This is a genomic window from Mesorhizobium sp. WSM1293, from assembly GCF_000513875.1.
In the GTDB taxonomy this organism is placed as follows: Bacteria; Pseudomonadota; Alphaproteobacteria; order Rhizobiales; family Rhizobiaceae; genus Mesorhizobium; species Mesorhizobium ciceri.
The window spans coordinates 68,964-95,412 of sequence record NZ_AZUV01000001.1; the positions used below are offsets into that span (position 1 = coordinate 68,964).

25 protein-coding genes are annotated in these 26,449 nt (G+C 62.9%); 6 read left to right on the forward strand and 19 right to left on the reverse strand.

Annotation, left to right across the window (positions count from 1 at the left end):
* Positions 1-48 precede the first annotated feature (48 nt).
* From M729_RS1000000136755 to M729_RS0100395, 4 genes are all read left to right on the forward strand, one after another.
* Positions 49-189 carry a DUF1127 domain-containing protein gene (locus M729_RS1000000136755; protein ID WP_013531314.1) on the forward strand — a complete coding sequence of 47 codons (141 nt, stop codon included), beginning with the start codon at positions 49-51 and terminating at the stop codon, positions 187-189.
* A 567-nt stretch (positions 190-756) separates the two neighbouring features.
* A complete protein-coding gene (trmFO, locus tag M729_RS0100390; protein ID WP_024503859.1) occupies positions 757-2,175 on the forward strand; it encodes a methylenetetrahydrofolate--tRNA-(uracil(54)-C(5))-methyltransferase (FADH(2)-oxidizing) TrmFO in 1,419 nt (472 codons plus the stop codon).
* A gap of 26 nt (positions 2,176-2,201) precedes the next feature.
* Complete coding sequence (locus tag M729_RS1000000139820; RefSeq protein ID WP_224675324.1) at positions 2,202-2,327, forward strand: type II toxin-antitoxin system ParD family antitoxin; 126 nt, start codon at positions 2,202-2,204, stop codon at positions 2,325-2,327.
* A gap of 93 nt (positions 2,328-2,420) precedes the next feature.
* On the forward strand, positions 2,421-2,753 hold the full coding sequence (locus M729_RS0100395) for a type II toxin-antitoxin system RelE/ParE family toxin (RefSeq protein WP_027160418.1): 333 nt from the start codon (positions 2,421-2,423) through the stop codon (positions 2,751-2,753).
* Between the two features lie 7 nt (positions 2,754-2,760).
* On the opposite strand, the gene M729_RS0100400 is transcribed toward M729_RS0100395, so the two are convergent.
* The 6 genes from M729_RS0100400 to yajC all read right to left on the reverse strand — a co-directional run bounded on the left by M729_RS0100400 (position 2,761) and on the right by yajC (position 8,424).
* Positions 2,761-3,714, reverse strand: a complete 954-nt coding sequence (locus M729_RS0100400; protein WP_027160419.1) for a sterol desaturase family protein — start codon at positions 3,712-3,714, stop codon at positions 2,761-2,763.
* Positions 3,711-4,139, reverse strand: coding sequence for a hypothetical protein (locus M729_RS0100405; RefSeq protein WP_027160420.1), 429 nt, complete (start codon positions 4,137-4,139; stop codon positions 3,711-3,713). Before M729_RS0100405 ends, M729_RS0100400 begins: the two co-directional genes overlap by 4 nt.
* Positions 4,140-4,222: 83 nt before the next feature.
* The gene (locus tag M729_RS0100410) at positions 4,223-5,065 is read right to left on the reverse strand and encodes a phytoene/squalene synthase family protein (RefSeq protein WP_027160421.1); all 843 of its coding nucleotides are present in this window, start codon (positions 5,063-5,065) and stop codon (positions 4,223-4,225) included.
* A gap of 1 nt (position 5,066) precedes the next feature.
* Positions 5,067-5,510, reverse strand: coding sequence for an Mth938-like domain-containing protein (locus M729_RS0100415; RefSeq protein WP_050596163.1), 444 nt, complete (start codon positions 5,508-5,510; stop codon positions 5,067-5,069).
* Positions 5,485-8,034: a protein translocase subunit SecDF gene (gene secDF / locus M729_RS0100420; RefSeq protein ID WP_027160423.1), complete on the reverse strand. Its 2,550-nt coding sequence runs from the start codon at positions 8,032-8,034 to the stop codon at positions 5,485-5,487. Before secDF ends, M729_RS0100415 begins: the two co-directional genes overlap by 26 nt.
* A 51-nt stretch (positions 8,035-8,085) precedes the next feature.
* Complete coding sequence (yajC, locus tag M729_RS0100425) at positions 8,086-8,424, reverse strand: preprotein translocase subunit YajC (RefSeq protein ID WP_008876289.1); 339 nt, start codon at positions 8,422-8,424, stop codon at positions 8,086-8,088.
* Positions 8,425-8,701: 277 nt separating this feature from the next.
* Between yajC and M729_RS0100430 the strand changes: the two genes are divergently transcribed.
* On the forward strand, positions 8,702-9,577 hold the full coding sequence (locus M729_RS0100430; protein ID WP_027160424.1) for an ATP-binding protein: 876 nt from the start codon (positions 8,702-8,704) through the stop codon (positions 9,575-9,577).
* A 39-nt stretch (positions 9,578-9,616) separates the two neighbouring features.
* Here M729_RS0100430 and M729_RS0100435 read toward each other — a convergent pair whose 3' ends face one another.
* Entirely contained in the window at positions 9,617-10,453 is an 837-nt protein-coding gene (locus M729_RS0100435; protein ID WP_027160425.1) for a helix-turn-helix domain-containing protein, read from the reverse strand.
* Between the two features lie 98 nt (positions 10,454-10,551).
* Between M729_RS0100435 and M729_RS0100440 the strand changes: the two genes are divergently transcribed.
* A complete protein-coding gene (locus tag M729_RS0100440) occupies positions 10,552-11,442 on the forward strand; it encodes an NAD-dependent epimerase/dehydratase family protein (RefSeq protein ID WP_027160426.1) in 891 nt (296 codons plus the stop codon).
* Positions 11,443-11,574: 132 nt separating this feature from the next.
* Here the strand turns inward: M729_RS0100440 and M729_RS0100445 are convergent, their stop codons facing one another.
* The 12 genes from M729_RS0100445 to argS all read right to left on the reverse strand — a co-directional run bounded on the left by M729_RS0100445 (position 11,575) and on the right by argS (position 26,404).
* On the reverse strand, positions 11,575-13,077 hold the full coding sequence (locus M729_RS0100445; protein WP_027160427.1) for a peptidoglycan DD-metalloendopeptidase family protein: 1,503 nt from the start codon (positions 13,075-13,077) through the stop codon (positions 11,575-11,577).
* A 191-nt stretch (positions 13,078-13,268) separates the two neighbouring features.
* Complete coding sequence (locus M729_RS0100450; RefSeq protein ID WP_027160428.1) at positions 13,269-13,928, reverse strand: protein-L-isoaspartate(D-aspartate) O-methyltransferase; 660 nt, start codon at positions 13,926-13,928, stop codon at positions 13,269-13,271.
* Entirely contained in the window at positions 13,925-14,683 is a 759-nt protein-coding gene (surE, locus tag M729_RS0100455; protein ID WP_024503850.1) for a 5'/3'-nucleotidase SurE, read from the reverse strand. The genes M729_RS0100450 and surE overlap by 4 nt, the downstream gene beginning before the upstream one ends.
* Positions 14,683-15,987: a serine--tRNA ligase gene (serS, locus tag M729_RS0100460; RefSeq protein WP_013531298.1), complete on the reverse strand. Its 1,305-nt coding sequence runs from the start codon at positions 15,985-15,987 to the stop codon at positions 14,683-14,685. Before serS ends, surE begins: the two co-directional genes overlap by 1 nt.
* A 345-nt stretch (positions 15,988-16,332) precedes the next feature.
* Entirely contained in the window at positions 16,333-17,199 is an 867-nt protein-coding gene (gene tatC / locus M729_RS0100470; protein ID WP_013531297.1) for a twin-arginine translocase subunit TatC, read from the reverse strand.
* Positions 17,196-17,996: a Sec-independent protein translocase protein TatB gene (gene tatB / locus M729_RS0100475; protein WP_027160429.1), complete on the reverse strand. Its 801-nt coding sequence runs from the start codon at positions 17,994-17,996 to the stop codon at positions 17,196-17,198. The genes tatC and tatB overlap by 4 nt, the downstream gene beginning before the upstream one ends.
* Positions 17,997-18,026: 30 nt before the next feature.
* Positions 18,027-18,248, reverse strand: coding sequence for a twin-arginine translocase TatA/TatE family subunit (locus tag M729_RS0100480; RefSeq protein ID WP_013531295.1), 222 nt, complete (start codon positions 18,246-18,248; stop codon positions 18,027-18,029).
* A 170-nt stretch (positions 18,249-18,418) separates the two neighbouring features.
* Positions 18,419-19,186 carry an SMC-Scp complex subunit ScpB gene (gene scpB, locus M729_RS0100485; protein WP_027160430.1) on the reverse strand — a complete coding sequence of 256 codons (768 nt, stop codon included), beginning with the start codon at positions 19,184-19,186 and terminating at the stop codon, positions 18,419-18,421.
* Positions 19,183-19,983, reverse strand: a complete 801-nt coding sequence (locus tag M729_RS0100490; protein ID WP_013531293.1) for a ScpA family protein — start codon at positions 19,981-19,983, stop codon at positions 19,183-19,185. The genes scpB and M729_RS0100490 overlap by 4 nt, the downstream gene beginning before the upstream one ends.
* A 61-nt stretch (positions 19,984-20,044) precedes the next feature.
* Complete coding sequence (gene nagZ, locus M729_RS0100495; protein WP_027160432.1) at positions 20,045-21,064, reverse strand: beta-N-acetylhexosaminidase; 1,020 nt, start codon at positions 21,062-21,064, stop codon at positions 20,045-20,047.
* A gap of 131 nt (positions 21,065-21,195) precedes the next feature.
* The gene (locus M729_RS0100500; RefSeq protein ID WP_027160433.1) at positions 21,196-24,543 is read right to left on the reverse strand and encodes an SPOR domain-containing protein; all 3,348 of its coding nucleotides are present in this window, start codon (positions 24,541-24,543) and stop codon (positions 21,196-21,198) included.
* A 103-nt stretch (positions 24,544-24,646) separates the two neighbouring features.
* Complete coding sequence (gene argS, locus M729_RS0100505) at positions 24,647-26,404, reverse strand: arginine--tRNA ligase (protein WP_027160434.1); 1,758 nt, start codon at positions 26,402-26,404, stop codon at positions 24,647-24,649.
* Positions 26,405-26,449: the final 45 nt, after the last annotated feature.

Consider the following 26,449-nt stretch of genomic DNA (forward strand, 5'->3'; position numbering starts at 1 on the left):
TCTTCGGACCGCGAATGGTCCGAACCAGTTTTGAAAAAGAGAACGACAATGAACCTGATCCGCAACTATCGTAACTGGCGCGTTTATCGCGAGACGGTTACCGAGCTGGGTCGCCTTTCGAACCGCCAGCTGCATGATCTCGGTATCGTCCGCGACGAAATCAAGATCATCGCCCGCCAGGCGATCTAGACGGAATTTCGCCAGGGTCGACCTCCTCCCCGACCTTGACGAATACGGTCACCCCTTACCTCCTCCCAAGGGTTGACCACCAAAACGGCGCCCGCCGCACCTCCTCCCGCGGCGGGCGTTGTTTCCCGGCAAATCGAATTTTGCCCCAAAGGTTTCGCTCCTTTTCAAACAGCGAAAGAGTTTTCGTCAAAGCCGACCTCCTCCCCGGCGATGACGAATCGGCCGGACCTTCACCTCCTCCCGAGGGTCGGCCACAAAAACGGCGCCCGCCGCACCTCCTCCCGCGGCGGGCGCTGTTTCCCAGGGGCAAGACGAATTTTGCTCCAGAGGTTTCGCCCCTTTTAAAAATGGCGAAAGGAATTTCGTCAAAGCCGACCTCCTCCCCGGCGATGACGAATATGGCCGGCCTTCACCTCCTCCCGAAGGTCGACCCCAAAAACGACACCCGCCGGACCTCCTCCCCCGGCGGGTGTTGTTGTTTTCAGGAGGCGCTCCCATCAGCAGCTGTTTGCCCCGCACCGCGCACGGCAATTGCAATCGCCGCACCAAGCGATTATTCCGGCGCTCATGAGCAAAAACCCAATCCACATCATCGGCGGCGGCCTCGCCGGTTCCGAAGCCGCCTGGCAGGCAGCGCAAGCCGGCGTGCCCGTCATCCTGCATGAAATGCGGCCCGTTCGTGGCACCGATGCGCACAAGACCGATAGCCTGGCCGAGCTCGTCTGTTCCAATTCCTTCCGCTCCGACGACGCCGACAACAACGCGGTCGGCCTGTTGCACGCCGAAATGCGGCTGGCCGGCTCGTTGATCATGAGCGCCGGCGACGCCAACCAGGTTCCGGCCGGCGGCGCGCTGGCCGTCGATCGCGACGGATTCGCCGATGCCGTGACGAAAAAACTCGAAGCACACCCGCTGATCACCATCCGGCGCGAGGAAGTGCCTGGTCTGCCGCCGACGGATTGGGACCAGGCGATCGTTGCCACGGGTCCGTTGACCGCCCCCGGGCTTGCCCAGTCGATCGCGGAAGCGACCGGCGCCGATGCGCTCGCCTTCTTCGACGCCATTGCGCCGATCATCCATTTCGACACGATCGACATGAATACCTGCTGGTTCCAGTCGCGCTACGACAAGGTCGGGCCAGGCGGCACCGGCAAGGACTACATCAATTGTCCGATGGACAAGGACCAGTACCTTGCCTTCGTGCAAGCGCTGGTCGACGGCCAGAAAACCGAATTCAAGCAATGGGAAGGCACGCCCTATTTCGACGGCTGCCTGCCGATCGAAATCATGGCCGAGCGCGGTGTCGAGACGCTACGCTACGGGCCTATGAAGCCGATGGGGCTGACCAATGCCCACAATCCGACGGTAAAGGCCTATGCCGTCGTCCAGTTGCGGCAGGACAATGCGCTGGGCACGCTCTACAACATGGTCGGTTTCCAGACCAAGTTGAAGCATGCCGAGCAGGTGCGCATCTTCCGCACTATACCGGGTCTCGAAAACGCCGATTTCGCCCGTCTCGGCGGCCTGCACCGCAACACCTACATCAACTCGCCGACCTTGCTCGACGCTTCGCTGCAACTGAAGTCGCGGCCCGGCCTGCGTTTCGCCGGCCAGATCACCGGCTGCGAAGGCTATGTCGAAAGTGCGGCCATCGGCCTGCTCGCCGGCCGCTTCGCCGCAGCGGAGCGGCTCGGCCTTGCTCCGTCCCTGCCGCCGCTGACCACGGCCTTCGGCGCTCTGCTCAACCACATCACCGGCGGTCATATTGTCTCCGATGACGAGCCGGGAAAGCGTTCATTCCAGCCGATGAATGTCAATTTCGGCCTGTTCCCACCCGTCGAAGCTCCGAAGGCCGAGGGCAAACGCATGCGCGGCAAGGACAAGACCGTTGCCAAGCGGCACGCCATCACATCGCGCGCACGCGCCGATTGCCGGCACTGGCTGGGACTTCCGGCGCAACCGGAAACGGCCGAAGCGGCGGAATAAACAGCTTCGCGTTCTGATTGGACCCCATGATCCGGGACAAAGTCGAAGACGGCTCCTTCGGTTCGGCCAGTGAAGTCATCCGCGCCGCCCTGCCTTCCAGCGCGAGGAGGAAGAGCACGCTGAACGCATGGCGTCCATCAGGGCGCGGGTGAAGGCGTCGATCGAAGACAAAAGACCCGCTGTTCCGCTCGATGAGGCGATCGACCGGGTAAAGAGCCGGATTTCGCAACTGGCGAGAGAGAGCGATGATCCAGCGTCCCGCCGTCGTTCTTAGCGAAAGCGCGATCTCCGATCTTGAAGCAATTGGCGCCTACATCCTTGAGAGCAGCGGCAGCGAAAACATCGCCAACGGTTTCGTGGATCGGATAGAAGAGCGCTGCCAGAGTATCGGCAATGCGCCTCGTGGCGGTCGCTCGCGCGACGATATCGTTCGGGGATTACGACCCGTCCCATTCCGAGCATTCCGCCGTCATCACCACCTGATCGAGAACGATGTCATCCGCATCGTCAACATCTTCTATGGCGGTCGCGACTATGAGACGCGGATGCGCGACGGCGGGTCGAACGAACCATCCTGAGGCGATATCATTCAGCCGGCTCGACACCAGCCATCGGCAACCCAGGCTTGCCGGCCTCATCAGGATTTCGCCTGACATACGCCGCCTTCAGACTCTCTGAAGTTTCGCGCGAGCCGTCATGGCTCCAGCCGGGAGGCTTGATCAGATAGTTCAGGCGATCGCTCAAGGTCAGACCGGGCGCAAAGGCATCCCTGAACATGCCGATCCATTCATGGAATGCCACTTTCAGCGGATTGAAGGTGCCGAGATTCCTGACAATGCCGTAGCGCGGCCGGTCTTCTTCCAGTTCCCCGACGAAGGTGCCGAACATGCGGTCCCAGATGATCAGCGTGCCGGCATAATTGGCGTCGAGATAGCGCGGATTGGTGGCGTGATGGACGCGGTGGTGTGACGGCGTGTTGAAGATGAACTCGAACCAGCCCCACATCTTGCCGATCGTCTCGGTGTGGATCCAGAACTGCCAGACGAGGTTGAAGCCGAAGGTGAAGGCAATGACCGCCGGATGAAAGCCAAGCAGCACCAGCGGCGCCTGCAAAACGAACATGAAGGTGAACAGCCCGGTCCAGCTTTGCCTGAGCGCTGTCGACAGATTGTAGTGCTGGCTGGAATGGTGGTTGACGTGTTCGGCCCAAACCCAGCGCACCCGGTGCGCGATGCGGTGATAGAAATAGTAGCGCAGATCATCGAGCAGGAAGGCCACCAGAAAGACCCAGATCGACAGGCCGAGATTGAAGACGCGGAACTGCCAGAGCCACAGCAACGCCCAGTAGGACACGACGCCAAGCAGCAGCCCGGCAACGACATTGCCGGTGCCCATCATAAGGCTGGTCAATGTGTCGCGCGTTTCGAACGAACCCTTGGCACGGCCGGTGCGCACCAACCAAAGCTCGATCAGGATCGCGACAACGAAGAACGGGATGGCCAGTTGGGTGACCTGCGGAAAATTGTAGTCGTCCATCATGCCGCCTCCCCGCCGAAACTCTGCGGCTCAAGCGCCTTCAGCAAGCCTTGCGCATCCGTTGCGCTGGCAAAGCGGAAGCGGCCGCCCTTCCAGGTGAAATCGGCGAGCCGCAGCGAGACCGTATTCCCGTCTCCAGCGTCCAAAATCGTGACATCTTGAGGCGTGACGATGCGGGTCAAGAAGCAGTCGCCTACGCTGTGAACGATCCCGAAGCGCCCTCGCCCGATATCCAGGAACGCGGTCCCGGCATCTGCTGTCAGGCGGACTGCCGCCACGATCTCGTCGGGAAAATCCTCGGCGAACCGGCTCTTCGCATGATCTGCGCCACTGAGCGTCGCCGTCTTGCTGCCGCCAGTGAAATGCACCGCGGCAACCGACAGCGCGATGCCAAGGGCGACGATCGCAACCAGCAAAGGCAAGCTCATTGAATGGGTATCTCCTCCGGCCGGCCTGTCGTCTATGGCGACAGTTTTGGCGCGGAGACTTCTTAGCACGGTTGACGTTTACGTCAAAGAGCAGGCCAACCCTTGCTCGCGCGGCGCAGCAACAGCCAATGCCGGCGCAAGGCCGAGAGCCGCGCCACGCCTTCGAGCGGCGAGCCATTCTCCATCTTGCCGAGATAGGCGCGTGACAGGGCAAGTGGCAGGAATGCCGGACGCAGCGAGACCGGCAGAGCCGGTGCGCCCCTCTCGAAGGCGGAAAGATGTTCCCGTGCCAGCGCCATCATCGCCGCCACCGCGCGTTTGGCGCCGGGTCCGCCGTCGCCGGTGACGAATTCTTCCGGCGACGATCCCGCTGCCGCCAGAATGTCGGCCGGGACAAAACATTGTCCGCGCTGGCGGTGCAGCGGCAACAGCAGCAGCAGGCCGGTCATCGCCTGTGCGCAGCCTGCCCTGCCCGCCAGTTCGGCAAAGCGCGGCGCCTCGCCGGGGTCGAGCACCATCGCCGCAAGCTGGATGAGTGCTGCGGCCGTCTCACCGCAATAGCCTTCCAGATCGGTGCGCGACGGCATCGGGTCGTCGTAGAGGTCGAAGATGCGCGCATCGAGCATGTTCTCGAAGGCCGGCTTCGGCAGGCCGAATGTCGCTATCGTAGCGTTCACGGCTTCGGCAGTGGGATGGCCGGCGCCGGCCTCGCCGCCGGCGGCAATGACATCGCGCCACCATTGCAGCCGCACCTCGCCCGGTAGCGCCTCATGGATGCGATCGCGAATACCTGATATCTCCGCGTTGAAGGCGTAGAGCGAAAACAGCGCGTCGCGCTTGCCGTCCGGCGCGTAGAGCGCGGTCAGATAGCGATCATGGTCGGCGGCACGCACCGCGTCCATGACGATTTCAGCGCTTCGAGGCATATCAATCGACGGCAATGAGCGCGGCGGCCACGGCGCGCTCTTCCGCCAGAAGGACATTGTAGGTCCGCACCGCGGCACCCGTCGACATCGGGTCGGATGCAATGCCGGCGGCCTTCAGCGCGGCCCGCAATGCAGCGGGCAACGGCCGAAGATCCCTGCCCATGCCGACCAGCAGGATCTCGATCTTGTCGGCCTCGGACAGCAGCCTGTCAAAATCCGCCACCGTCAGCGCCAAGGGGTCCACCGGCTCCCAGCCATGGATGCCGGATGGCAGACAGAGCAGCGAACCGCGATGCGACATGTCGGCAAAGCGGAATCCGCCATTGCCGTAGGCTTCGATCGGCGCGCGGCCCGGGAAATGCGCCTCGCGGATGACGATGCCTTTGCTGGTCACCGTTAAACCTCTTCGGGGGGGCGCGTCAGGTCGCGACCGCCTTGCCGCCATTGACCGGCTTCTCCTCGTCGGCTGAAGCCTGCGGCCGCAGCTTGAACAGGATCAGCAGCGGTGCGGCGATGAAGATCGACGAATAGGTGCCGAAGATCACGCCGAACAGCATGGCCATGGTGAACGAGCGGATCACCTCGCCACCGAACAGAACCAGCGCCAGCAGCGCCAGGATCGTCGTCACCGAGGTCAGCGTCGTTCTCGACAGCGTCTCGTTGATGGCGTTGTTCAGGAGTTGCGGCAGCGGCATGCGCTTGTATTTTCGCAGATCCTCTCGGACACGGTCATAGACCACGATCGTATCGTTCAGCGAATAGCCGATGATCGTCAGGATCGCCGCCAGTGACGACTGGTTGAACTCCAGCCCGGAGATGACGAAGAAGCCGAGCGTCATGACCACATCGTGCACCGTCGCCACGATGGCGCCGACCGCGAACTGCCATTCGAAGCGGAACCAGACATAGATCAGGATACCGAGCAGCGCGATCAGCATGGCGATCGTGCCTTGCTTGGCGAGCTCGCCGGACACGGTCGGTCCCACCACTTCGACGCGGCGGAAATCGTAATTATCCTGCAGCTCGCCGCGCACCTTGTCGATGACGGTCTGCTCGGCATTTTCGCCACCATCCTGCGTGCCGACGCGGATCAGCACGTCGTTCGGCGTACCGAACTGCTGCACCTGGACTTCGCCGATGTTGAGTTCGGTCAGCCGCGCGCGGAGGTCGGCGAGATCGGCATTGCCGCTCTTGGCCTGCACTTCGATCAGCGAACCGCCCTTGAAATCGATGCCGTAGTTGATGCCGACGGTCATGAACAGCACCACCGACAGGACCGAAAGTGCGCTGGACAGCGTGAACGTCCAGCGACGGATGCCCATGAAGGGGATCTTGGTGCCGGGCGGAACGAAGGTCACCGGCGCCTTCGGCAATTCCTTCGGGCGAGCCCGGCGCAGCCAGATCGAGACCAGCAGACGGGTGAAGGTGAAGGCGGTGAAGACGGTCGTCAGGATGCCGATGGCATAGGTGATGGCAAAGCCCTTCACCGGACCGGTACCGAGATAGAACAGCACCACGGTGGCGATCAGGGAGGTGATGTTGGAATCGACGATGGTCGCCAGCGCCTTGGTGAAACCGGTATCGATCGCCTGGATGACCGAGCGGCCGGCGCGCCGCTCCTCGCGGATGCGCTCGTAGATCAGCACGTTGGAATCGACCGCCATGCCGATGGTCAGCACGATACCGGCGATACCAGGCAAGGTCAGCGTCGCGCCAAGCAGCGAGAGCACGCCGACGATCATCGCCACGTGCACCGCCAGCGCGATGTTGGCGAGGAAGCCGAGGAAGCCGTAGGCGACGAACATGAAGGCAACGACGAGGATAGAACCGATGATGCCGGCGACCTTGCCGGCATGGATCGAATCCTGGCCAAGGCCCGGACCCACTGTACGTTCTTCGATCACCGTCAACGTCGCCGGCAGTGCGCCGGCGCGCAGCAGCACGGCGAGATCGTTGGCGCTCTGGGCGGTGAAATTGCCGGAGATCTGGCCGGTGCCGCCGAGGATCGGCTCGCGGATCTGCGGCGCCGAAATCACCTGGTTGTCGAGGATGATGGCGAACAGCTTGCCGACATTTTGCGCCGTGGCCTGGCCGAAGCGCGCCGCCCCTTTCGAATCGAAGCGGAACGACACCACCGGCTCGTTGTTCTGCGAATTGTATGTCGCCTGTGCGTCAACGAGGTTTTCGCCCGAGACGATGACGCGGTTCTCGATCAGATACGGAACCGGCGGATCGTCCTGCGAATACAGCACCGACGAGCCGGCAGGCGGACGGCCGTTGAGCGCGTCCTGCACCGGCATCGACTGGTCGACCATCTGGAAGGTCAGCTTGGCGGTCTGGCCGAGGATTTCCTTCAGCCTTTGCGGGTCCTGAAGACCCGGCACCTGGACAAGGATACGGTCGTCGCCCTGCCGCTGCACGATGGGTTCGGTCGTGCCGAGTTCGTTGACGCGGCGTTCGACCACCTCGATCGACTGCGTCAGCGCGGTCGATGTGCGGTATTTGATGCCGGCGTCGGTGACGTTGAACTTGAGCAGGCCGGGTTCGGAATCGTCGAGCGTCATTTCCTGGATCGAGCCGCCGGTGAACAGGCCGGCAGCGACCGGATCGGTCAACGTCTTCAACGCCTTCTTGGCCGCATCGATCTGGGCGGGATCGGTAATGCGAACCTGCAGGGTCCGCCCGGTGCCGGCAAGGCCGGTATAGCCAATCTTGGCGTCGCGCAGCAGCGTGCGGATTTCGTCGCGCGTCGTCTCCAGCCGGTCCTTGATCAGATCGTTCTGGTTCATTTCCAGCAAGATGTGCGAACCACCCTGCAGGTCGAGGCCGAGCGTCATCTGCCGCTTCGGCACCCAGTTGGGCAGTTGCGCCAGCGTGCTGGCGGAGAACAGGTTGGGCGCGGCGAGGATCACCGTGATGGCCACGGCCACCCAGATCAGGATCATCTTGAAGCGCGAGAAATACAACATATGGCGTCGTCCGTCAGAGCGTGTCCGCGGATCGCTCCGCCTAAAATTGGATTATTTCTTGGCGTTCTGGTTGGCCACCGGCTCGCCCTTGACGCGCACATCGGCGATCGTCGAACGCAGCGCGGTCACCTTGGTGCCGCCGCCAAGGTCGATCTCGAGCTCGTTGTCGTCGATCACCTTGGTCACCTTGCCGACGAAGCCGCCGCCGGTAACGACCGTGTCGCCGCGACGGACCGCGGCCAGCATCTCGCCGCGCTTCTTCAGCTGCGTGCGCTGCGGCCGGATGATCAGAAAATACATGATCACGAAAATCAGGACAAACGGCAAAATGCTGATGAACATGTCGGGAGAAGCGCCGACGCCTTGGGCGTATGCCGGTGTCACGAACATCGAGGTACTCCTGAATTTTGAAAACAGCCGCCAATCTGGCGGCCCCTTGAAATTTGGCCGGAATATAGTCGGTAAAGTTGTCAATGCAACTGCGCGGCCGGCCAAATCGGCTGCTTTTCCGGCCTGTTGAGCCGTGTTAGAGCAGGATCGCAAAAAGCGCGAGCCGGTTTCCGCAAAAAATTATGCTCGAACAAAAGGTTGCAACCGGTTTTGTATCAGGCGAAATCGGGCAGCTTCACGCCCCAAGACATCAAAAACGCGAAAACAAAAGACAGACATGACCGACAGCAGCATTGAGGCCCTGAACCAGAAACTCGACCAGCTGATCGAAGCGGTGAGCCGCCTTGCCCCGCCGCCGGTGCCCCAAACCGACCTCCGCGAGGCCGATTGCTTCGTTTGGCAGGCCGATCCGGGCTATCTGGAACCGGTGCACAGGGTTAACCGCGTCGACATCGGACTGATCCGTGGCGTCGACCGCGTCCGCGACATCCTTGTCGACAACACCGAACGCTTCGCTGCCGGTTACCCAGCCAACAATGTGTTGTTGTGGGGCGCGCGCGGCATGGGCAAATCGTCGCTGGTCAAGGCCGTGCATGCTGAGATCAACGCCAAGGCCAGGTCCGACCTGCCGTTGAAGCTGATCGAGATCCACCGCGAGGACATCGACACGCTGCCGAAGCTGATGGGTCTGCTGAAGGCGGCGCCCTTCCGCTTCATCCTGTTTTGCGACGACCTCTCCTTCGACCATGACGACACCTCCTACAAATCGCTCAAGGCAGCGCTCGAAGGCGGCGTCGAGGGCCGTCCAGCCAATGTCATCTTCTACGCCACCTCGAACCGCCGCCATCTGTTGCCCCGCGACATGATCGACAATGAACGCTCGACCGCGATCAACCCGTCCGAAGCGGTCGAGGAAAAGGTGTCGCTGTCCGACCGCTTCGGGCTGTGGCTCGGTTTCCACAAATGTTCGCAGGACGAGTATCTCGACATGATCGACGGCTATGTCCGCCATCACGGGCTGACAATCGATCCCGACACGCTGCGCGCCGAAGCATTGGAATGGGCGACGACGCGCGGCAGCCGCTCGGGCCGCGTCGCCTGGCAGTTCACCCAGGATTTGGCTGGCCGGCTCGGCAAACCGCTGAAGGACTGATGCGTTGGATAGCGTCGCCAACGCCATCCGATGACAAGATCATTTGGGCGGCTGCGACCGCCGCAAATCACGCGGCGTTTGGCCGATCTCACGCCGCATCCAATGCGCCAGATGTGACTGGTGCGCGAAGCCCGTCAATTCCGCCACTTCGCTTGTGCTGAGATCGCCTTGCTGCAGCAGGACGCGTGCGCGTTCGACGCGACGCCGTAGCACGTAGCGGTGCAGGGTGAAGCCCGTCGCCGCCTTGAACCATGTCCGCAAGTGCGAACTGCTGGCGCCGGCAACCCGGCTCAGTCGATGGATCGACAGGGGTTCGTGCAGCGCAACCTCGATATGCTCCAGCACGCGCTTGAGCTGAGTATCCGACAATCGGCTCGCGCGATCGATATCAGGTTCATCGAGGCCAAGCAGCCTCACAGCGAGCGCGGCGCCGATGCTGTCGACAAACAACGACCCACTCGGCGAACTCGCATTGAGATCGCTCTCCAGTGCTCGCGCGAGGTGTTCGATGCGCTGGTCACGAAGCAGGTGACGTGTGCCGAGCGGCAATGCGCGCGCCTTGCCGCCAAGTTCGGCTGCCACCCTTTCCATCAAGGCCGGTTGTAAGGCGATCTCGATCGTGTCGAACGGGGTCTCAGCCTCGAACCCACCCTCCTGACCGGCGGGCACCAGGTCGATATGGCCGGCGCGCCTGACGAAATATCGTCCAACCTCATGGCAGTAGGAGCGCGTCGCGGCACTTGCATGCACCATGATGCGATGGTGTGGCGCCCGGAGCAGACGATGGACCCCGGCTTCGACATGCCGGGAGGCCAATGTTACGTCGGACGGGGATCGGGCCGGGGCGACTTGCGAGAGCATGCTTTCTCGATTCATGGCAAAACCTGTTCAAGACTTGGCAATTCCCGCGCGATTTTCAATGCCGTGGCTATGTACCTACGCCTCTCCATAAAACTTGGATGAGAGGTTATGCCATGAGTTTCTATGTTGTTGTGGGAGCAGGCCCGGTTGGTCGCGAGACCGCGCGGCTTCTGGGCGAAGAAGGCCATGATGTTGTCTTGACGAGCCGGAGTGTCGGTTCGAACGCGCTGCAAAACGTCCGGACCGTGCACTCCGACGCCACCAATGCCGCGGAACTGGCGCGTATCAGCCGAAACGCCGACGCGATCTTCATGTGCGCCATGGCCGCCTATCACCGCTGGCCGACCGACTTCTTCCCAATCATCGACGGCACCGTGCGGGCTGCCGAAGCGGTCGGCGCGAAGCTTGTGGTGCTCGGAAATCTCTATGGCTATGGCAAAGATGCCGAAAGCCCGCTTCACTCCGACCTGTCTCTGGATCCGACTTCGAAGAAAGGAACCGCACGGACGATCATGTGGCAGCGGGCCGTCCGTGCGGACGTGCCGGCCGTCGAAGTGCGGTCCAGCGATTATCTTGGACATGGCGCGATCAGCTCTTTCTCACTGGTCGCGCTGCCCTCCATAATCGAAGGGAAACCGACGGCTTTCATCGGAAACCTCGACGCAACTCACGCCTGGTCCTTCACGAAGGACGTGGCCAGGACACTGGTCGCTGCCTCGCGCTACACGGGCGAATGGGGACGGGCGTTCCATGTTCCATCGCAACACGCCCCATCCCGGGAACTCATCCGGGCGACCGCGGCAATGCTTCACCGTGAAATTCCAGGAACACGCTCCTATTCCATCTCCGAAATGGAAGCATTGGGCATGCATGAGCTTATCGAGATGAGCTACCTCTTCGACAAACCCTTGCTGGTCGATTCCTCCGACGCGGAGACGCTTCTCGGCGTCAAGGCCAGCAGCCTTGGCGTCATGATCGCCGACACTCTGCGCGACCATCTTTGAAGCTTGAAGACTGGCGCGTCGCACCGGAACTGAAAAAGCCCGCTCCTTTCGGAACGGGCTGAGCCGGCGGGCCGGACTGGAGGTCAGACGGCCCGCAAATTGCTTTTTTTCTTCTATTCGAAACAGCCCCGACTATTCGAGATAACCGGAGGGATCGACTGGCGCCGAATTCTTGCGCACTTCGAAGTGCAGCTTCGGCGAGTCCGTCGTGCCGCTCATGCCCGACAGCGCGATCTCCTGGCCGCGCTTGACCTTCTGGCCGCGCTGCACCTCGATCGAGCTGGCGTGGCCGTAGACGGTGACCAGGCCGTTCTCGTGGCGCACCAGGACCGTGTTGCCGAATTCCTTGAGGCCGTCGCCGGCATAGATGACGACGCCGTTCTCGGCCGCCTTGACTGGCGTGCCCGTCGGCACGGCGATATCGACGCCGTCCTTGCCCGAGCCGAAACCGGAAATCACGCGGCCGCGCACCGGCCAGCGCATCTTGCCGATGCCGGTGGCGTCTGGCGCGACGGCATCGTCGGCCTCGGCCTGCTGGATGACCTTCGAATCCTTTTTCGGCGGCGTGTAGGACGCCAGCGTTTCAGACGGCGTGGTCTTTGCCGCGGGCTGCGTGGTGGCCGTCGTCACCGGATCGACCTTGGCCGGCTTGGCAGCGGCGACGGTCGCGGTTCCGCCGGCCGGCACCTTCAGGGTCTGGCCGATCTTGAGCAGTCCGTCCTTCATCCCGTTGGCCTGCTTTAGAGCAACGACGCCGACGCCGGTCTTCCTGGCAATCGAAGACATCGTGTCGCCCGACTGGACCGTGTAGGTCCCAGCAGCGCCGGTCGTCTTGGCAACCTGCGGCTTGGGCTCCTTTGGCTGGTTTGCTGCGGCCGACGCGTCGACCTGAGCGGCGGACTTGCCTTCCTTAGGCTTCGGCTGCTGCGGCAGAACGGCGATCTTGTCCGGCGCAGTGGCCGGCAGGTTGTGCTTGCCGTCTTTCGCCGGCTTGGCATCCGCGACCTTCGCCTCGCCTTTGCTGGAATAGGCATAGGCCGGGATGACCAGCTTCTGGCCGGTCTTCAGCCCCTTGGTCGCGCTCAGCCCGTTGACCTTCATGATCACGTCGGACGGCACCTTGTACCGCTGCGCCAGGCCGCCGATCGTTTCGCCGTCCCTGACGACGATCTCGGTTGCATGCGGAGTGCCGGAAGCAGCCACGCGGGGTTCGTCAGGTTGCGAAACCTTGAAAGGCGACGCCGCCGGAGCGACGGTGCCGGTCGTGGTCCTGTCGACATGCGGTGCCGGGGCCAATGCGGTGCGCACCGGCTTCGATGCCGGCGCCTGCTGCGCTTGGGCAACGGGCGGCGGCAGCGGCCGCGTCGAGACCGGCTCGAGGCTGGAGCGGCTGACCGATTGTGTATGGCTGCCATCGATCGGAGCGGCGGCGACATCGCCCGGATAGGGCTGCTGTACGGCATCCTGCTTGTTGATGATGGCGCGCTGATTGTTGGTCGAGGATGTAAAGACGTCGTCGACGCCATTGAACCGCGAAACCTGGGAACTGCACCCCGCAGCAGCACCCGCGACCATCAGAATGGCGCAGCCTCGCGCCAGATTGCGACCGTTTGTCTTCAAAACACTGAGTTGCATCGCACTAACCCGCACATACCCGGTACAAACTAGGCATGATTAAAGCGCGTTAATGTTACTCGACGGTTAACCTCATGGAATCCGACGCAATTTTTCTTAAAATATTAGAGAGCGAGCCGTGCGAAGATTTCGGGTCAGGCCAGCCGGGGTCGAAGACGGGCGCACGACGCGGCCGAACATCGACATCCGCGCTAGATAATAGCGGCAACACCGCGCAGGATCGGCTGCAGGCGAACGAGGCCGATGTCTTCACGCTCGAAGCGGCTGCCGACCTTGGTCAGCTTGGCCAGCACCTGTTCGCCCTCTTCGGGGCCGATCGGAGCGATGACGATACCGCCGCTCGACAACTGGTCGAGCAGGAAACGCGGCAGGCTGTCGAAGGCGGCCCAGGCGACGATGCGGTCAAATGGCCCTTCATTCGGCAGCCCGCCGGAACCATCGGCGTGGCGCACGATCACATTGCCGATGCCGAGCGCCTCGAAGCGCTGCCGCGCCTGCTCGGCGAGCGTCTTGTAGCGATCGGTGGTGATGACCCGAGCGGCCAGCCGCGACATCACCGCCGAGGTGTAGCCCGAGCCGGTGCCGATCTCGAGCACGCGGTTGCCCTGCTCGATGGTAAGTGCGGCGATCACCGCCGCCTGCATGTCGGCGCCTTCGATCGCCTCGCCGCATTCGATCGGCAGCATGCGGTCCGACCAGGCGATCTGATGGAACTGGGCCGCCAGGAAGCCGCGCCGCGGCGTCGCCTCGAAGGCCGCGATCAGCGCCTTCGGCACAGTCCCCCGGCCGCGCAGACGCAGCAGAAAGGCGGCAAAACCTTCGCGGTCGTCGATCGGGAGGCCCTGGTTCATGCGAGCGCCTTGCTCAGTTGGTCACGGATTTCATGGGCGGTAAGGTCGAGCTGCAGCGGCGTCACCGACACCAGCCGGTTGCGCAAGGCGTAGAGGTCGGTGCCTTGCTTGCCTTCGACCGGCTCGCGGCCGAAACGCAGCCAGTAGTAAGGCAGGCCGCGCCCGTCACGGCGCTCGTCGACCCACAGGGAGTGCACAAGCTTGCCCTGCGAGGTGACCACCGTGCCTGCGACTTCCTCGGGCGTGCAGTTGGGAAAATTGACGTTGAGCAGCACGCCGTCGGGCAATGGCGTCGCGACAAGTTTCTTCAGCAGCGCCGGCGCCAGCGCCTCCGTCGTCTCGTAGGGCACGACGCGATCTTCGCCGACATAGCTGTAGCCCTGGCTGAGCGCGATCGAGCGAATGCCGAGCAGCGCGCCCTCCATGGCGCCTGCAACGGTGCCGGAATAGGTGACATCGTCGGCGATGTTGGCGCCCGAATTGATGCCGGACAGGATCAGGTCGGGTGCGCCAGGCAGGATCTTCTTGACGCCCATGATGACGCAATCGGTCGGCGTGCCGCGCACGGCAAAATGCTTCTCGCCAATCTTGCGCAGCCGCAGCGGCTCCGAGATCGACAGCGAATGCGCATAGCCGGACTGGTCCTGCTCGGGCGCCACCACCCAGACATCGTCGGACAGCGTACGTGCGACGCGTTCGAGCGACGCCAGGCCCTCGGCATGAATGCCGTCGTCATTGGTCAGGAGGATACGCATTATTTCGCTTCGATCTTTTCCAGACCGCCCATGTAAGGCCGCAGCACTTCAGGAATGGTTACGCTGCCATCCTCGTTCTGGTAGTTTTCGATGACGGCGATGAGCGCGCGGCCAACGGCTGTGCCCGAGCCGTTGAGCGTGTGGACGAAGCGGTTGCCCTTGCCGTCCTTGTCCTTGTAGCGGGCGTCCATGCGGCGTGCCTGGAAATCGCCGCACACCGAGCAGGACGAGATTTCGCGATAGGCGTTCTGGCCGGGCAGCCAGACCTCGATGTCATAGGTCTTGCGTGCGCCAAAACCCATGTCGCCGGTGCAGAGCGTCATGGTGCGGAACGGCAGGCCGAGCCGCTTCAGCACTTCCTCGGCGCATTGCGTCATCCGCTCATGCTCGGCAAGTGACGATTCCTGATCGGTGATCGACACCAGCTCGACCTTGTAGAACTGATGCTGGCGCAGCATGCCGCGCGTGTCGCGCCCGGCCGAGCCCGCTTCCGAACGGAAGCACGGTGTCAGCGCGGTGTAGCGCAGCGGCAGTTTTTCATGCGCGGTGATTTCCTCACGCACAAGGTTGGTGAGTGGGACCTCGGCGGTGGGAATCAGGCCAAGCCTGCCCTCCCCGTGCGGCGTGAAGAACAGATCTTCCTCGAACTTCGGCAATTGGTTGGTGCCGAACAAAACATTATCCTTGACCATCAACGGCGGGATCACTTCTTCGTAGCCGTGTTCGGTCGTATGCAGGTCCAGCATGAACTGGCCGAGCGCGCGTTCCATCCGCGCCAGTCCGTTTTTCAGCACCGTAAAGCGCGAGCCCGACAGCTTTGCCGCGCGCTCGAAATCCATCATGCCGAGCGCTTCGCCGATCTCAAAGTGCTCCTTCACCCAGTTCGGCCGCGTCGGTACCTTGCCGACGATGTGCTTGACGACATTGTCGTGCTCGTCCTTGCCGACAGGCACGTCGTCGAACGGTACGTTGGGCAGCACCGCCAGCGCGTCGTTCAGCGCCTTGTCGAGCTCGCGTTCGCGCGCCTCGCCGTTCTGGATGAAGACCTTGATCTCGCCGACTTCGGCTTTCAGCGTCTCGGCCAGGGCGGCATCGCCCGAACGCATGGCGTTGCCGATCTCCTTCGACGCGGCATTGCGGCGCTCCTGCTTGGTCTGTAGCTCGGTAACGTGTTCGCGCCGCGCCTCGTCCGAGGCGATCAGCCCGCCGACCGTGGACTGCGCCTCGTCAGCCGACCACGAGCGCTTCACCAGCGCCTCGACAAGGGCCTTCGGGTTGTCGCGAATCCATTTGATGTCAAGCATGGTTTGAACGCTCCGGGGTAGCATGTCGCCCAAAGTGCGCAGCGGTTTGGGACAACGACATGCTTCAAACAAAACTGAAACGCATCGCTTTCAGTGCGATGCGTTTCAGCCAGAGGGCGTAAACCGCATCCTCGATCGATGCAAGATGGGGCATGGGGAACGCAAGCATGCGATCACGCTTTGACGCGCTTTCGGCTGAAGGCGGAGGAGAGCCTGAAATGAAAAACCCGCCTCTACGGCGGGTCGCTGGCGCAAGTCAGCACCATACCGAGAATCATAGCATAGCTGCCCTCACCAGGTCAAGAAACAATTCCTATCGAGGCTGGCCAGACGCGGCGGCGCCGTTCAGGTGGAGGACGCGTCCGCCGGCTTCTTCTCGGCGACCTCTTCCGCCGCGTCCTGCTTCTCGCGTGCCACGCGCTGCTTTTCCTGATCGCGCTCGATCAGCCGGGCAGCCCAGATGGAGACCTCGTAGAGAAGGATGGTCGGAATGGCGAGGCCGATCTGGCTCATCGGATCGGGCGGCGTCAGCACCGCCGCGACGACGAAGGCGATGACGATCGCCCATTTGCGCTTTTCGGCCAGCCCCTTGGACGACAGCATGCCGACGCGTGTCATCAGGCTGGTCACCACCGGCAGTTGGAACACCAGGCCGAAGGAGAAGATCAGCGTCATGATCAGGCTGAGATATTCCGACACCTTTGGCAGCAGCGAAATCTGCACCTGATCGTCGGTGCCGGCCTGCTGCATGGCGAGGAAGAACCACATCACCATCGGCGTGAAGAAGAAATAGACCAGCGACGCACCCATCAGGAACAGGATTGGCGACGCGATCAGGAACGGCAGGAAGGCGTTGCGCTCGTTCTTGTAGAGGCCGGGCGCGATGAATTTGTAGATCTGCGTGGCGATCAGCGGAAAGGCGATCACCATGCCGCCGAACATGGCGAGCTTGACCTGCGTGAAGAAGAATTCCTGCGGCGCCGTGTAGATCAGCTCGACCTTGTGCGGATCGAGGCCTGCCCACTGCGTCGCCCATTTGAACGGGACGACCAGAAGGTTGAACAGCTTCTTGGCGAAGAAGAAACAGACCAGGAAGGCAACGAAGAAACCGCCCAGCGACCAGATCAGCCGCCGGCGCAGCTCGATCAGATGCTCCATCAGCGGCGCCGACGATTTCTCGATCTCGTCCTTTTCGGTGTCCGAAACGCTCACTTGGCGGCTCCAGCCGTCTTCTTGGCCGCCGGCTTCTTGGCCGCAGCAGGTTTCGGTTCGATTTTCGCCCCCGTCTTGGTCGCTACGGTCTTGGACGCGATCACCTTGGCCGCAGCGGGCGTCTTGGCCCTGGGCGTTTCAGGCATTGCCGCCGTCGCGGGCTTCGCTGGCACCTTGGGCGCAGGCGTGGCCTTAGCGGTGACCGTTTTTGCAGGAGCTTTAGCGCCATTTGCCGAAGCCTTTATAGCCGGCGTCGCCCTTGACGGTGCAGGCTTGGCTGCCTTCTTCGCCGTGGACGCCTCCGGCGCCACGACGGGTGTCGCCGGCACCGATGACGTTACCACCGATTCGTCGGTCATCGCCGGGAAAATCGGCGCTGCCGGCGCTGCTTCCGGTCCGTTGACGCCGGGCATGGTCGTTGCACCGTTCTTCAGCGGCTCGGCCGCCTGCGGAGTCGAAGCGGCTGGCGTTGCCGGATCGGCTGCCGGCTTCGGCTTCATCGCCGCGTCGACGCCGGAGCGAACGTCGGCCGCGGCCTGTTCGAACGGATTGAGCTGCTTCCTGATCTCGGCCATCGGGCTCATGCCCCTGAGCTCGTCGACGGACTTCTTGACGTCGTCGAGCTCGGCTTCCTTCAGCGCCTCGTTGAACTGTTTCTGGAAATCGGATGCCATGGCGCGCAGCTTCGCCGTCGTGCGGCCGAAGGTGCGCAGCATATTGGGCAAATCCTTGGGCCCGACGACCACGATCATGACGATCGCGATGACCAGCATTTCGGTCCAGCCGACTTCAAACATGACACTCTGTTCCGACTAGAACCTTTGGGCTCAGCTCTTGCTGGCCTTTTCCTTCGCGGCCGCAACGGTCTCGTCGGCACGATGTTCGACGGTGCGCTTGTCTTCGGCAACGTCGTCGTCGGCCATGCCCTTCTTGAAGCTCTTGATGCCCTTGGCCATGTCGCCCATCAGCTCGGGAATCTTGCCGCGGCCGAACACCAAAAGCACGATCACCAGCACGATCATCCAGTGCCAAATCGAAAATGAACCCATAGCAAATCTCTCTCGAATGTTTTCCCTGGCGATGATCTATGCGTTTTCGCGTTGGGATTCAAACACAACTGCGACAGAGTTTATGAAAGGGTGGCGGATGTCACGCATTTTCGACGCGGCGGCCCCGCTACGAATCCGCGCATCCTCGACAGATCGGCCGCCAATGCCAGTCAATCTTCCGTGACGCGCGGCGTCAGCAGGCCGAGTTCCTCGAGATCGATATCGGTGAGCGCATCCTCGTCGTCGGTCAATGCATCGGGATCGGCCGGCGGCTGCGGAATGGAGAAATTCGACGGCATGCGGCCCGAAAGCAGGCCGGCCCCCTTCAGTTCCTCCATGCCGGGCAGATCGCGGATCTCTTCCAGCGCGAAATGATCGAGGAAGGTCTCCGTCGTGCCGTAGGTGACCGGGCGTCCGGGTGTCTTTCGCCGGCCGCGCATGCGCACCCATTCCGTTTCCAGCAGCGTGTCGAGCGTGCCTTTCGAGGTTTCGACACCGCGGATGTCCTCGATCTCGGCACGCGTCACCGGCTGGTGATAGGCAATGATCGCCAGCACTTCGAGAGCCGCGCGGGAGAGCTTCCTTTGCTGGACGGTATCCCTGCTCATCAGGAAAGCCAGGTCGCCGGCGGTGCGGAACGCCCAGGCATCGCCGACACGCACCAGATTGACGCCGCGCCGCGCATAGATCTGCTGCAGCTCGGCCATGGCCAGGGCGATGTTGATGCCGTCCGGCAGGCGTGCCGCAAGCTGCTTTTCGCTGACGGGTTCGGCGCTGGCGAACACGATCGCCTCGGCCATGCGCACAGCCTCGGCCAGATGCAGTCGCTCGGCCGGGTTTTGTAGCTGCTGCTCGGCCGGATCCTGGGAAAGCGGGCCCTCGTCGGGTTCATCGCCGATCTTGAACGGGACAACCGAAGCGTTGGCGCGTTCGCTCATGATGCCACCTCGACTGCCTTGATTGTCTGCGTTCGGCCGCGCAGGTAGATCGGCGCGAACGTCTGATCCTGCCGCACATCCATCTTGCCTTCGCGCACCAGTTCCAGCGTGGCAGCGAACGAGCTCGCGATCGCCGTGCGCCGTTCCTCGGGACTGGTCATGTACGCGATCAGAAAACTCTCCATCGTCGTCCAGTCGCTCACGGCTCCCACAAGGCGGGTCAGGATGTCGCGCGCGTCCTTGAGCGACCAGACACCGCGCCTGGCGATGGTCACATTGTTGATCGCCTGCTTCTGGCGCTGCTGGGCATAGGCGGTCAAGAGATCGTAGAGCGAGGCAGAATAGGCGTTGCGCTTTTCGATGATGACCATTTCCGGCATGCCGCGCGCGAACACGTCGCGGCCGAGCCGGTTGCGGTTGACCAGACGCGCCGAGGCGTCGCGCATGGCTTCCAGCCGCTTCAGTCGGAACTGCAGCACCGCCGCCAGTTCCTCGCCGCTTTCGCCCTCGTCGCCTGGCTGCTTGGGGATCAGGAGCTTGGACTTGAGGAAGGCCAGCCATGCCGCCATCACCAGATAGTCGGCGGCAAGCTCCAGCCTGAGCGCCCTCGCCGTCTCGACAAAGGTCAGATATTGCTCGACCAGCGCCAGGATCGAAATGCGCGCCAGATCGACTTTCTGGGTGCGGGCAAGATGCAGCAGAAGATCGAGCGGACCTTCGAAGCCGGCCACGTCGACGACCAGCGACGGGTCGCCGGTGACGCGTGAATCGTCATTTTCGGCCCACAGACGGTCCATCGGTGCGGCCTTCGCGGCCTTGCTTTCCAATGTCTCCGCCACTGCCTGTCACTTTCCCTTGCTATGCCACCGCATCGAAGTAGGTGGCGAATTCGGCGCGTATTTCGGTTTCTTCGACCGTGTCACGGTCCTTTATATAGGTCAGCGCCCGCTTGGCGCGCTCCAGCGACGTGCCCTCAAGCCCCGTGGTGCGCGATGCGATGCCGGCCATCTCCTCGAAAACGCCGTTGCAGTGAAGGACCAGATCGCAGCCCGCCGCAAGGATCGAGGCCGCCTTTGTCGGGAAATCCCCAGAAAGTGCCTTCATCGATGTGTCGTCGCTCATCAGCAGTCCGTCGAAGCCGATTTCGCGCCGGATGATCTCGTCGATGACCTTGCCGGAGGTGGTCGCCGGATTGTTCGGGTCGATCGCGCTGTAGACGACATGGGCAGTCATCGCTATCGGCAGATGGCTAAGCTCCTTGAACGGGGCGAAATCATGCCGTTGCAGATCACTGAGCGAGGCATTGACCACTGGCAGTTCAAAATGCGTGTCGGCAAAGGCACGTCCATGGCCCGGAATATGCTTCATGACCGGCAGCACGCCGCCCGATATCAGCCCTTCCGCGGCTGCGCGGCCGAGCTCGATCACCGGTCGCGGGTCCTTGCCGTAGGCACGCGCGCCGATGACATCGCTGGCGCCTTCGATCGGCACGTCGAGCACCGGCAGGCAATCGGCTGTGATGCCGTAGCGTAACAGGTCGAAAGCATGCAGCCGCGCCATCAGCCATGCCGCGCGGGCGCCGGCATCATGATCGTCGCGCCACAGCGCGCCCAGCGCGCCGCCGGCGGGATAATTCGGCGCCAGCGGCGGCCGCAATCGCTGCACACGGCCGCCTTCCTGATCGATGAACACCAGCGCGTCCGGACGCCCTATGCAGTCTCGCATCTCGGCGACCAGATCGCGGATCTGTTCGGTCTCGCCGATGTTGCGCGCAAACAGGATGAAGGCCCACGGGCATTCGTTGCGATAGAAATTGATTTCTTCGCGGGTGAGCGATTTCCCGGCGCAGCCGAGGATCATGGATTTTGATTCGGTCATGTCGGCAGTTTAGGGCTTTGTGCGATCAAAGGGAATCGCCAGGGATTCATTCAGGGCAACGCCGGATCTGCTTTCCCCATGAAAAAAGCCGGCGCGGTAACCGCGCCGGCTTTCAATCGGTTGGCTCGGCTTTAGCGCGAGACGAAGCAGTTGCCGCCGGCGGCCTTGTAGCTGGTGCACAAATTGATCGCGTCATTGCGTGACTGGGCCGGAACGCGCACGCGGTAGAACGTGCCTTTGCCGGCGATCTCGGCCTTGACGATGTTGGCGGTACGCCCGGCAAGCACGCTGCCATAGCGGCGCTGCAGATCCTGATAACTGGACTGGGCGCTTTCGACGGTCGGCTGCGAGGCGATCTGCATCGACCACGAGCCACCGCCTGCCGCGGTCGATGCCGGATCGATGGACGCAACCTGATCGGGCTTGACCTCGCCGACGACATCGACCGGCTGGTCGGACGGACGCTGCGGCGCTAGCGGAACCTTTGCCGGCGTGTTGGCCGATTGGGCCTTGGCCTCGGCCTTTGGCTTGGCCACCGGCTTGAGGGCCGGCTCGTCGTCCGCCTGGGCGGCGGCAGGCGCCACGGTACCGGTCTGGTCGGCATCGGCTTGCGCCGCCGGGGCGACATGCTGCGGCGCCGGATCGACCGGCTCGGTAGCGGCCACTTGCGGAGCGGCGGGTGCCGCCGGATCTTCACGCGGCACCAGCGAACCGTCCGACTTGACCACCATGGTCCTCACCTTGCGCGGTGCAATGGCGACGACATCGGCATTTGTGCCCTTGTCTGCATCCTGCAGCACCTGCGCGATGCGGTCCTCGGACTTGGGAGCTGGCGCCGTATTGTCGGCCAAAGCAGCGCCGGCCATCGGCGCGGCGTTGCCGACATCGGTTCCAGCGCCGGCTGCATTCTGGTCCGGCGAAAGATCGATGGCGCGGGCCGGGTCCTTCGCCTGCACGTCCACCGGCTCTTCGGTGTTGGTGACCAGCTTTTCCTGGACCGGCTCGGCGGGCTTGGCGCCCCTGACCGCGTCGTAGACCTTGTTGTCCTGGTTCGGCACCACGGCACCGCCCGGATTCTCCGGCTTGACCTTGATCGGCGCGTTGTCGGCCTTGACGATGACGGGCGCTTCGCTGCCGCCCTTGCCACCAAAGGACAGCGCAAAGGCACCGAGACCGCCCGCGACCGCGACCGCGCCGACAATCGCGGCGATGAACAGGCCGCGTCCGCGCGACGGCCTTGCGGCCTCACGCTCGCCGAGACCCGGAACAGCCATCTCCTCGTCGAGTTCGGGATCGTAGTCGAGTTCATCGACGGTGAAATCATCGGCTTGGGAAGCCGGCTGGCTCCCCGGCAGGTTGTCGAGGTCGTAGCCCGAGGCGTCGGCATAACCCGTGGGCGCCGCCGCGCGGGCAGACATTTCCATCGGCCGCGCCGCATAGGTTCGCGCTTCCGGCTCATAGCCCGGCTTGACCCCGTCATAGCCCGGCTTGACCCCGTCATAGCCCGGCTTGAGGCTGTCATAGCCCGGCTTGAAGCCCGCGGCATAGGAGCCATCATCGTAAGACGCGCCGGCCGCGTTGCCTGTGGGAGCGGCAGCGACCTCCACCGCGTTCATCTCGGAGAGAAGGCTGGAGAACTCGGCATCGAGATCGTCATAGCCAGGCGACGCCGGCTGGTCTTCCTCGAAGTGCAGTTCGGGGATATCGAGATCGTCCGCCAGCGCCACGACACGCTCGGGCACATCGACCGTCTCGACATCGGGCATGTCTTCGTAACGCGCCGGCTGGCGCGATTGCGGCGCCGATACTGGGGCAGCGGGAGCCAAGGTTTCGACCGGCTCGGACGAACCATAGGACGTCGTGGCGGCGACTGCCGGCGCTGCGGCCATGGATGATGCCACCGAAGCGGCCGGCTGAGCGCTAAACGTAGGCTGAGTGATGAATGACGGCTGCTGCGGAACCGGCGTCACGCGGCTCCACGAACGCGTCGGCTCTGTCGGTTGGGAACGCTCCGCAAGCCAATCGAAAGAATCCGCCGAATTGTCCCGGGGAGCGGCTTCGTCACGCGGATCAAGGCCCTGGGCCAAAGCCGCGTCCAACGCATCATCGTCGAAATCGACATCGCCAATGGTGTCCGAGTTCGGATCCTGGAGTTCATCAAGCATAAGATCGTCAATATCCGCGTCGGCCGCTTGGGCCGTGCCAACATGTCGATTCTGCTCAGGCGTGGTTTCGTCAAGATCCCAGTCGAGGTCGCCGACAAGGTCGGCCGGTTCCTCGGCAGGCTGGGCAACAGGCGGCGGGGCAGCGACAGCCGGCTGAGCCGTGACAGGCTCGCTGGCCACCGGCGCCGTGCGGGAAGTCATGGCGCCCAGCAGCGCATTCAACTCGTCTTCCAGGCTCCGTTCGTCCGCAATCGGGGCGTGCACCGCCGGCGCGACATTGGCTTCTGGCGCCGCCGGCTGGACCGTAGCGGCAGCAACTTCGGCGACCGGCTCTTCGACCGTTTCGGCGAACGAATCTTCAAAGTTCAGGTCGAAGGCATCGTCCGACAGGCCTTCAGGGTTGGAAATCTCGCTTGTTGAGTCCGCAGCATTGGCAAGCACTTCATGCGCTTCCGGCTCGTCGAAGGCGATCGGCTCATCCGCGCGAACGTCGAAATCCATGTCGACATCGGCCATGGCATCGTCGAGGCCAGCAAAGCTCTCGTCGGAGATTGCCTGGCCGTCAAGCGCCGCCGCCTGCTCCGGCATGGCATGCTCGACGGGATCGGCGGCCATGAATGACTGTTCCGCCGCCGAACGGTCGTCGAGCATCAGCTCGTCTTCAAGCGACATTGCCACCGCATCGTCGAATTCGTCATCGGAGGCAACCGGCTCGACAGAAGCGGGCGTATCGGCAACGCTGTACAGGGCCTCTTCGGCTTCCTCATCGATCCGAAGGTCCTGGTCGAGCGAGGCGGCAAGCTCGTCCGCCATCGACTGATCGTCCTCCAAGGGGGACACGTCCTCGAGCGAACCGGCGACGGCATCGCCAATATCGGACGCGAAAGCGGGCTCGACGGACGGCACGGCTTCAGCGGCGACCGCATGGCTGGCGCCGGCGACGTGGTCGTCGATCTCAGCCATGTCCAGTTCGAAATCGTCGTCGAGCGACACCGAAAGCTCGTCGTCCATCGCGCTGGCGTCAGCCGCTTCGAATGCCGGCTCATGCACGAAAGTCGGCTCATGAGCCTGAACAACCGGAGCGGCGTCGCTGTCGTCAGCGCCGAACTCGCCCATCATTTCTTTCTCGAGATCGATATCGAAATCGCCCTCTTCGAGCCCGTGATCGGCGGCTGGGGCCTGCGGCTGGGCGGGCGATTGCGGCCTGACCGGCTGGCGCGGGTCGAATCCCATGATCCTGGTCAGTTCCGCGAACGGATCATCCTCAGCGATGTCGTTGTTGTCGGCTACTCTCAGCTGGGTTCTGTCTGCCATTATTGTTCCCGAACTCGCACTCATTCGGACGCCATGGACGTCGCGTAGGGTTGGCCCTTACCAGCGCAATGTGGGCAAAAGGTGACAGGTTATTTAGTCAAACCTAACGCATTTCAGTGGGCGCGGCGGCCCCGATCAACGTCAGGCCGGACGTCAAAACGTCCGAAACAGCCTGCACCAGCCCTAGTCTGGCATGCGTCAATTGTCGGTCGTTAACCTTAACAAAACGTAAGTCCGGATTATCCGTGCCACGGTTCCAGTGCCCGTGGAAGCTGGAAGCCAGATCATAGAGGTAAAATGCCAGCCGATGCGGCTCAAGCGCAAGGGCGGCGGACTCGATCAGCCGCGGGTATTCGGCAAGCTTGCGGATCAGGCCGATCTCGCCCTCGTCGGTCAGCAATGCCGCGGCCGACGCCAGGCTGTTGCGGTCGAAATTGGCTTCGCCCAGTTGCTCGCTCGCCTGCCGGAACACCGAATGACAGCGCGCCGAGGCGTACTGGACATAGAACACCGGATTGTCCTTGGACTGCTCGGTCACCTTGGCGAAATCGAAATCCAGCGGCGCATCGTTCTTGCGATAGAGCATCATGAAGCGGATCGCGTCGCGGCCCACCTCCTCCACCACTTCGCGCAGCGTCACGAAATCGCCCGACCGCTTTGACATACGCACCGGTTCGCCCTCGCGAAACAGCTTGACCAGATTGCAAAGCAGCACGGTGAGCTTGACCTCTTCGCCGGCAATCGCCCGCGCCAGGGCCTCTAGCCGCTTGACGTAGCCGCCATGGTCGGCGCCGAGCACATAGATCAGGTCGACGAAGCCGCGATCGACCTTGTCCTTGAGATAGGCAACGTCGGCGGCGAAATAGGTGAATGAGCCGTCCGACTTGACCAGCGCCCGGTCCATGTCGTCGCCGACCGCGGTCGAGCGGAACAGCGTCTGCTCGCGGTCCTCCCAATCGTCGGGTTTCTCGCCCTTGGGCGGCGGCAGCTTGCCCTTGTAGATATGGCCCTTCAGCGTCAGATCGTTGATCGCGGATCGGATCTTCCTGGCATTGTCGGCGTGCAGCGTGCGCTCGGAGAAGAACACGTCGTGATGCACGTTGAGCATCGCCAGGTCCTCGCGGATCATCGCCATCATCGCATCGATGGTGCGATCCTTGACGATGGCGAGCGCCTCGTCATCGGGCATCTGCAGCAGCGAGCGGCCGAATTCCGCGACCAGCGCCTGACCAACTGGCACCAGGTAATCACCCGGATAAAGCCCGCCCGGAATCTCGCCGATGTCGTCACCCAGCGCTTCGCGGTAACGCAGGAATGCGGAACGGCCGAGCACGTCGATCTGCGAGCCGGCGTCGTTGATGACGTATTCTTTGGTCACGTCGTAACCGGCGAAGGCCATCAGATTGGCAAGTGCATCGCCGACGACAGCACCCCGGCAATGGCCGACATGCATCGGTCCGGTCGGATTGGCCGAGACATATTCGACATTGGTTTTCCTGCCGCCGCCAACCATCGAGCGGCCATAGTTGCGGCCCTCGCCGAGCAGTGCGGTCAGATGTGTCTGCCAGAAGCCGTCCTTCAGCCTGAGATTGACGAAACCGGGGCCGGCCACCTCTGTTGCCGCGACATCCTTGTCGTCGCGCAGCGCCTGCGCCAGTCTTTCGGCCAGCGCGCGCGGGTTCTGGCCGGTCGGCTTGGCCAGCACCATTGCCGCATTGGTCGCCAGGTCGCCATGGCTGGCGTCGCGCGGCGGCTCAACGGCAATGCGCGACAGGTCAGGCGAAATGCCGTCTTTGTCTTTCAGATCAAGCGCTTCGACGGCTTTTATGATTCGCGCGGTGAAATCGGCGAAGATGTTCATTTGTGTGACTCTGGGGTCTGGCTCTGGCGGCTTTGCAGCGAATCC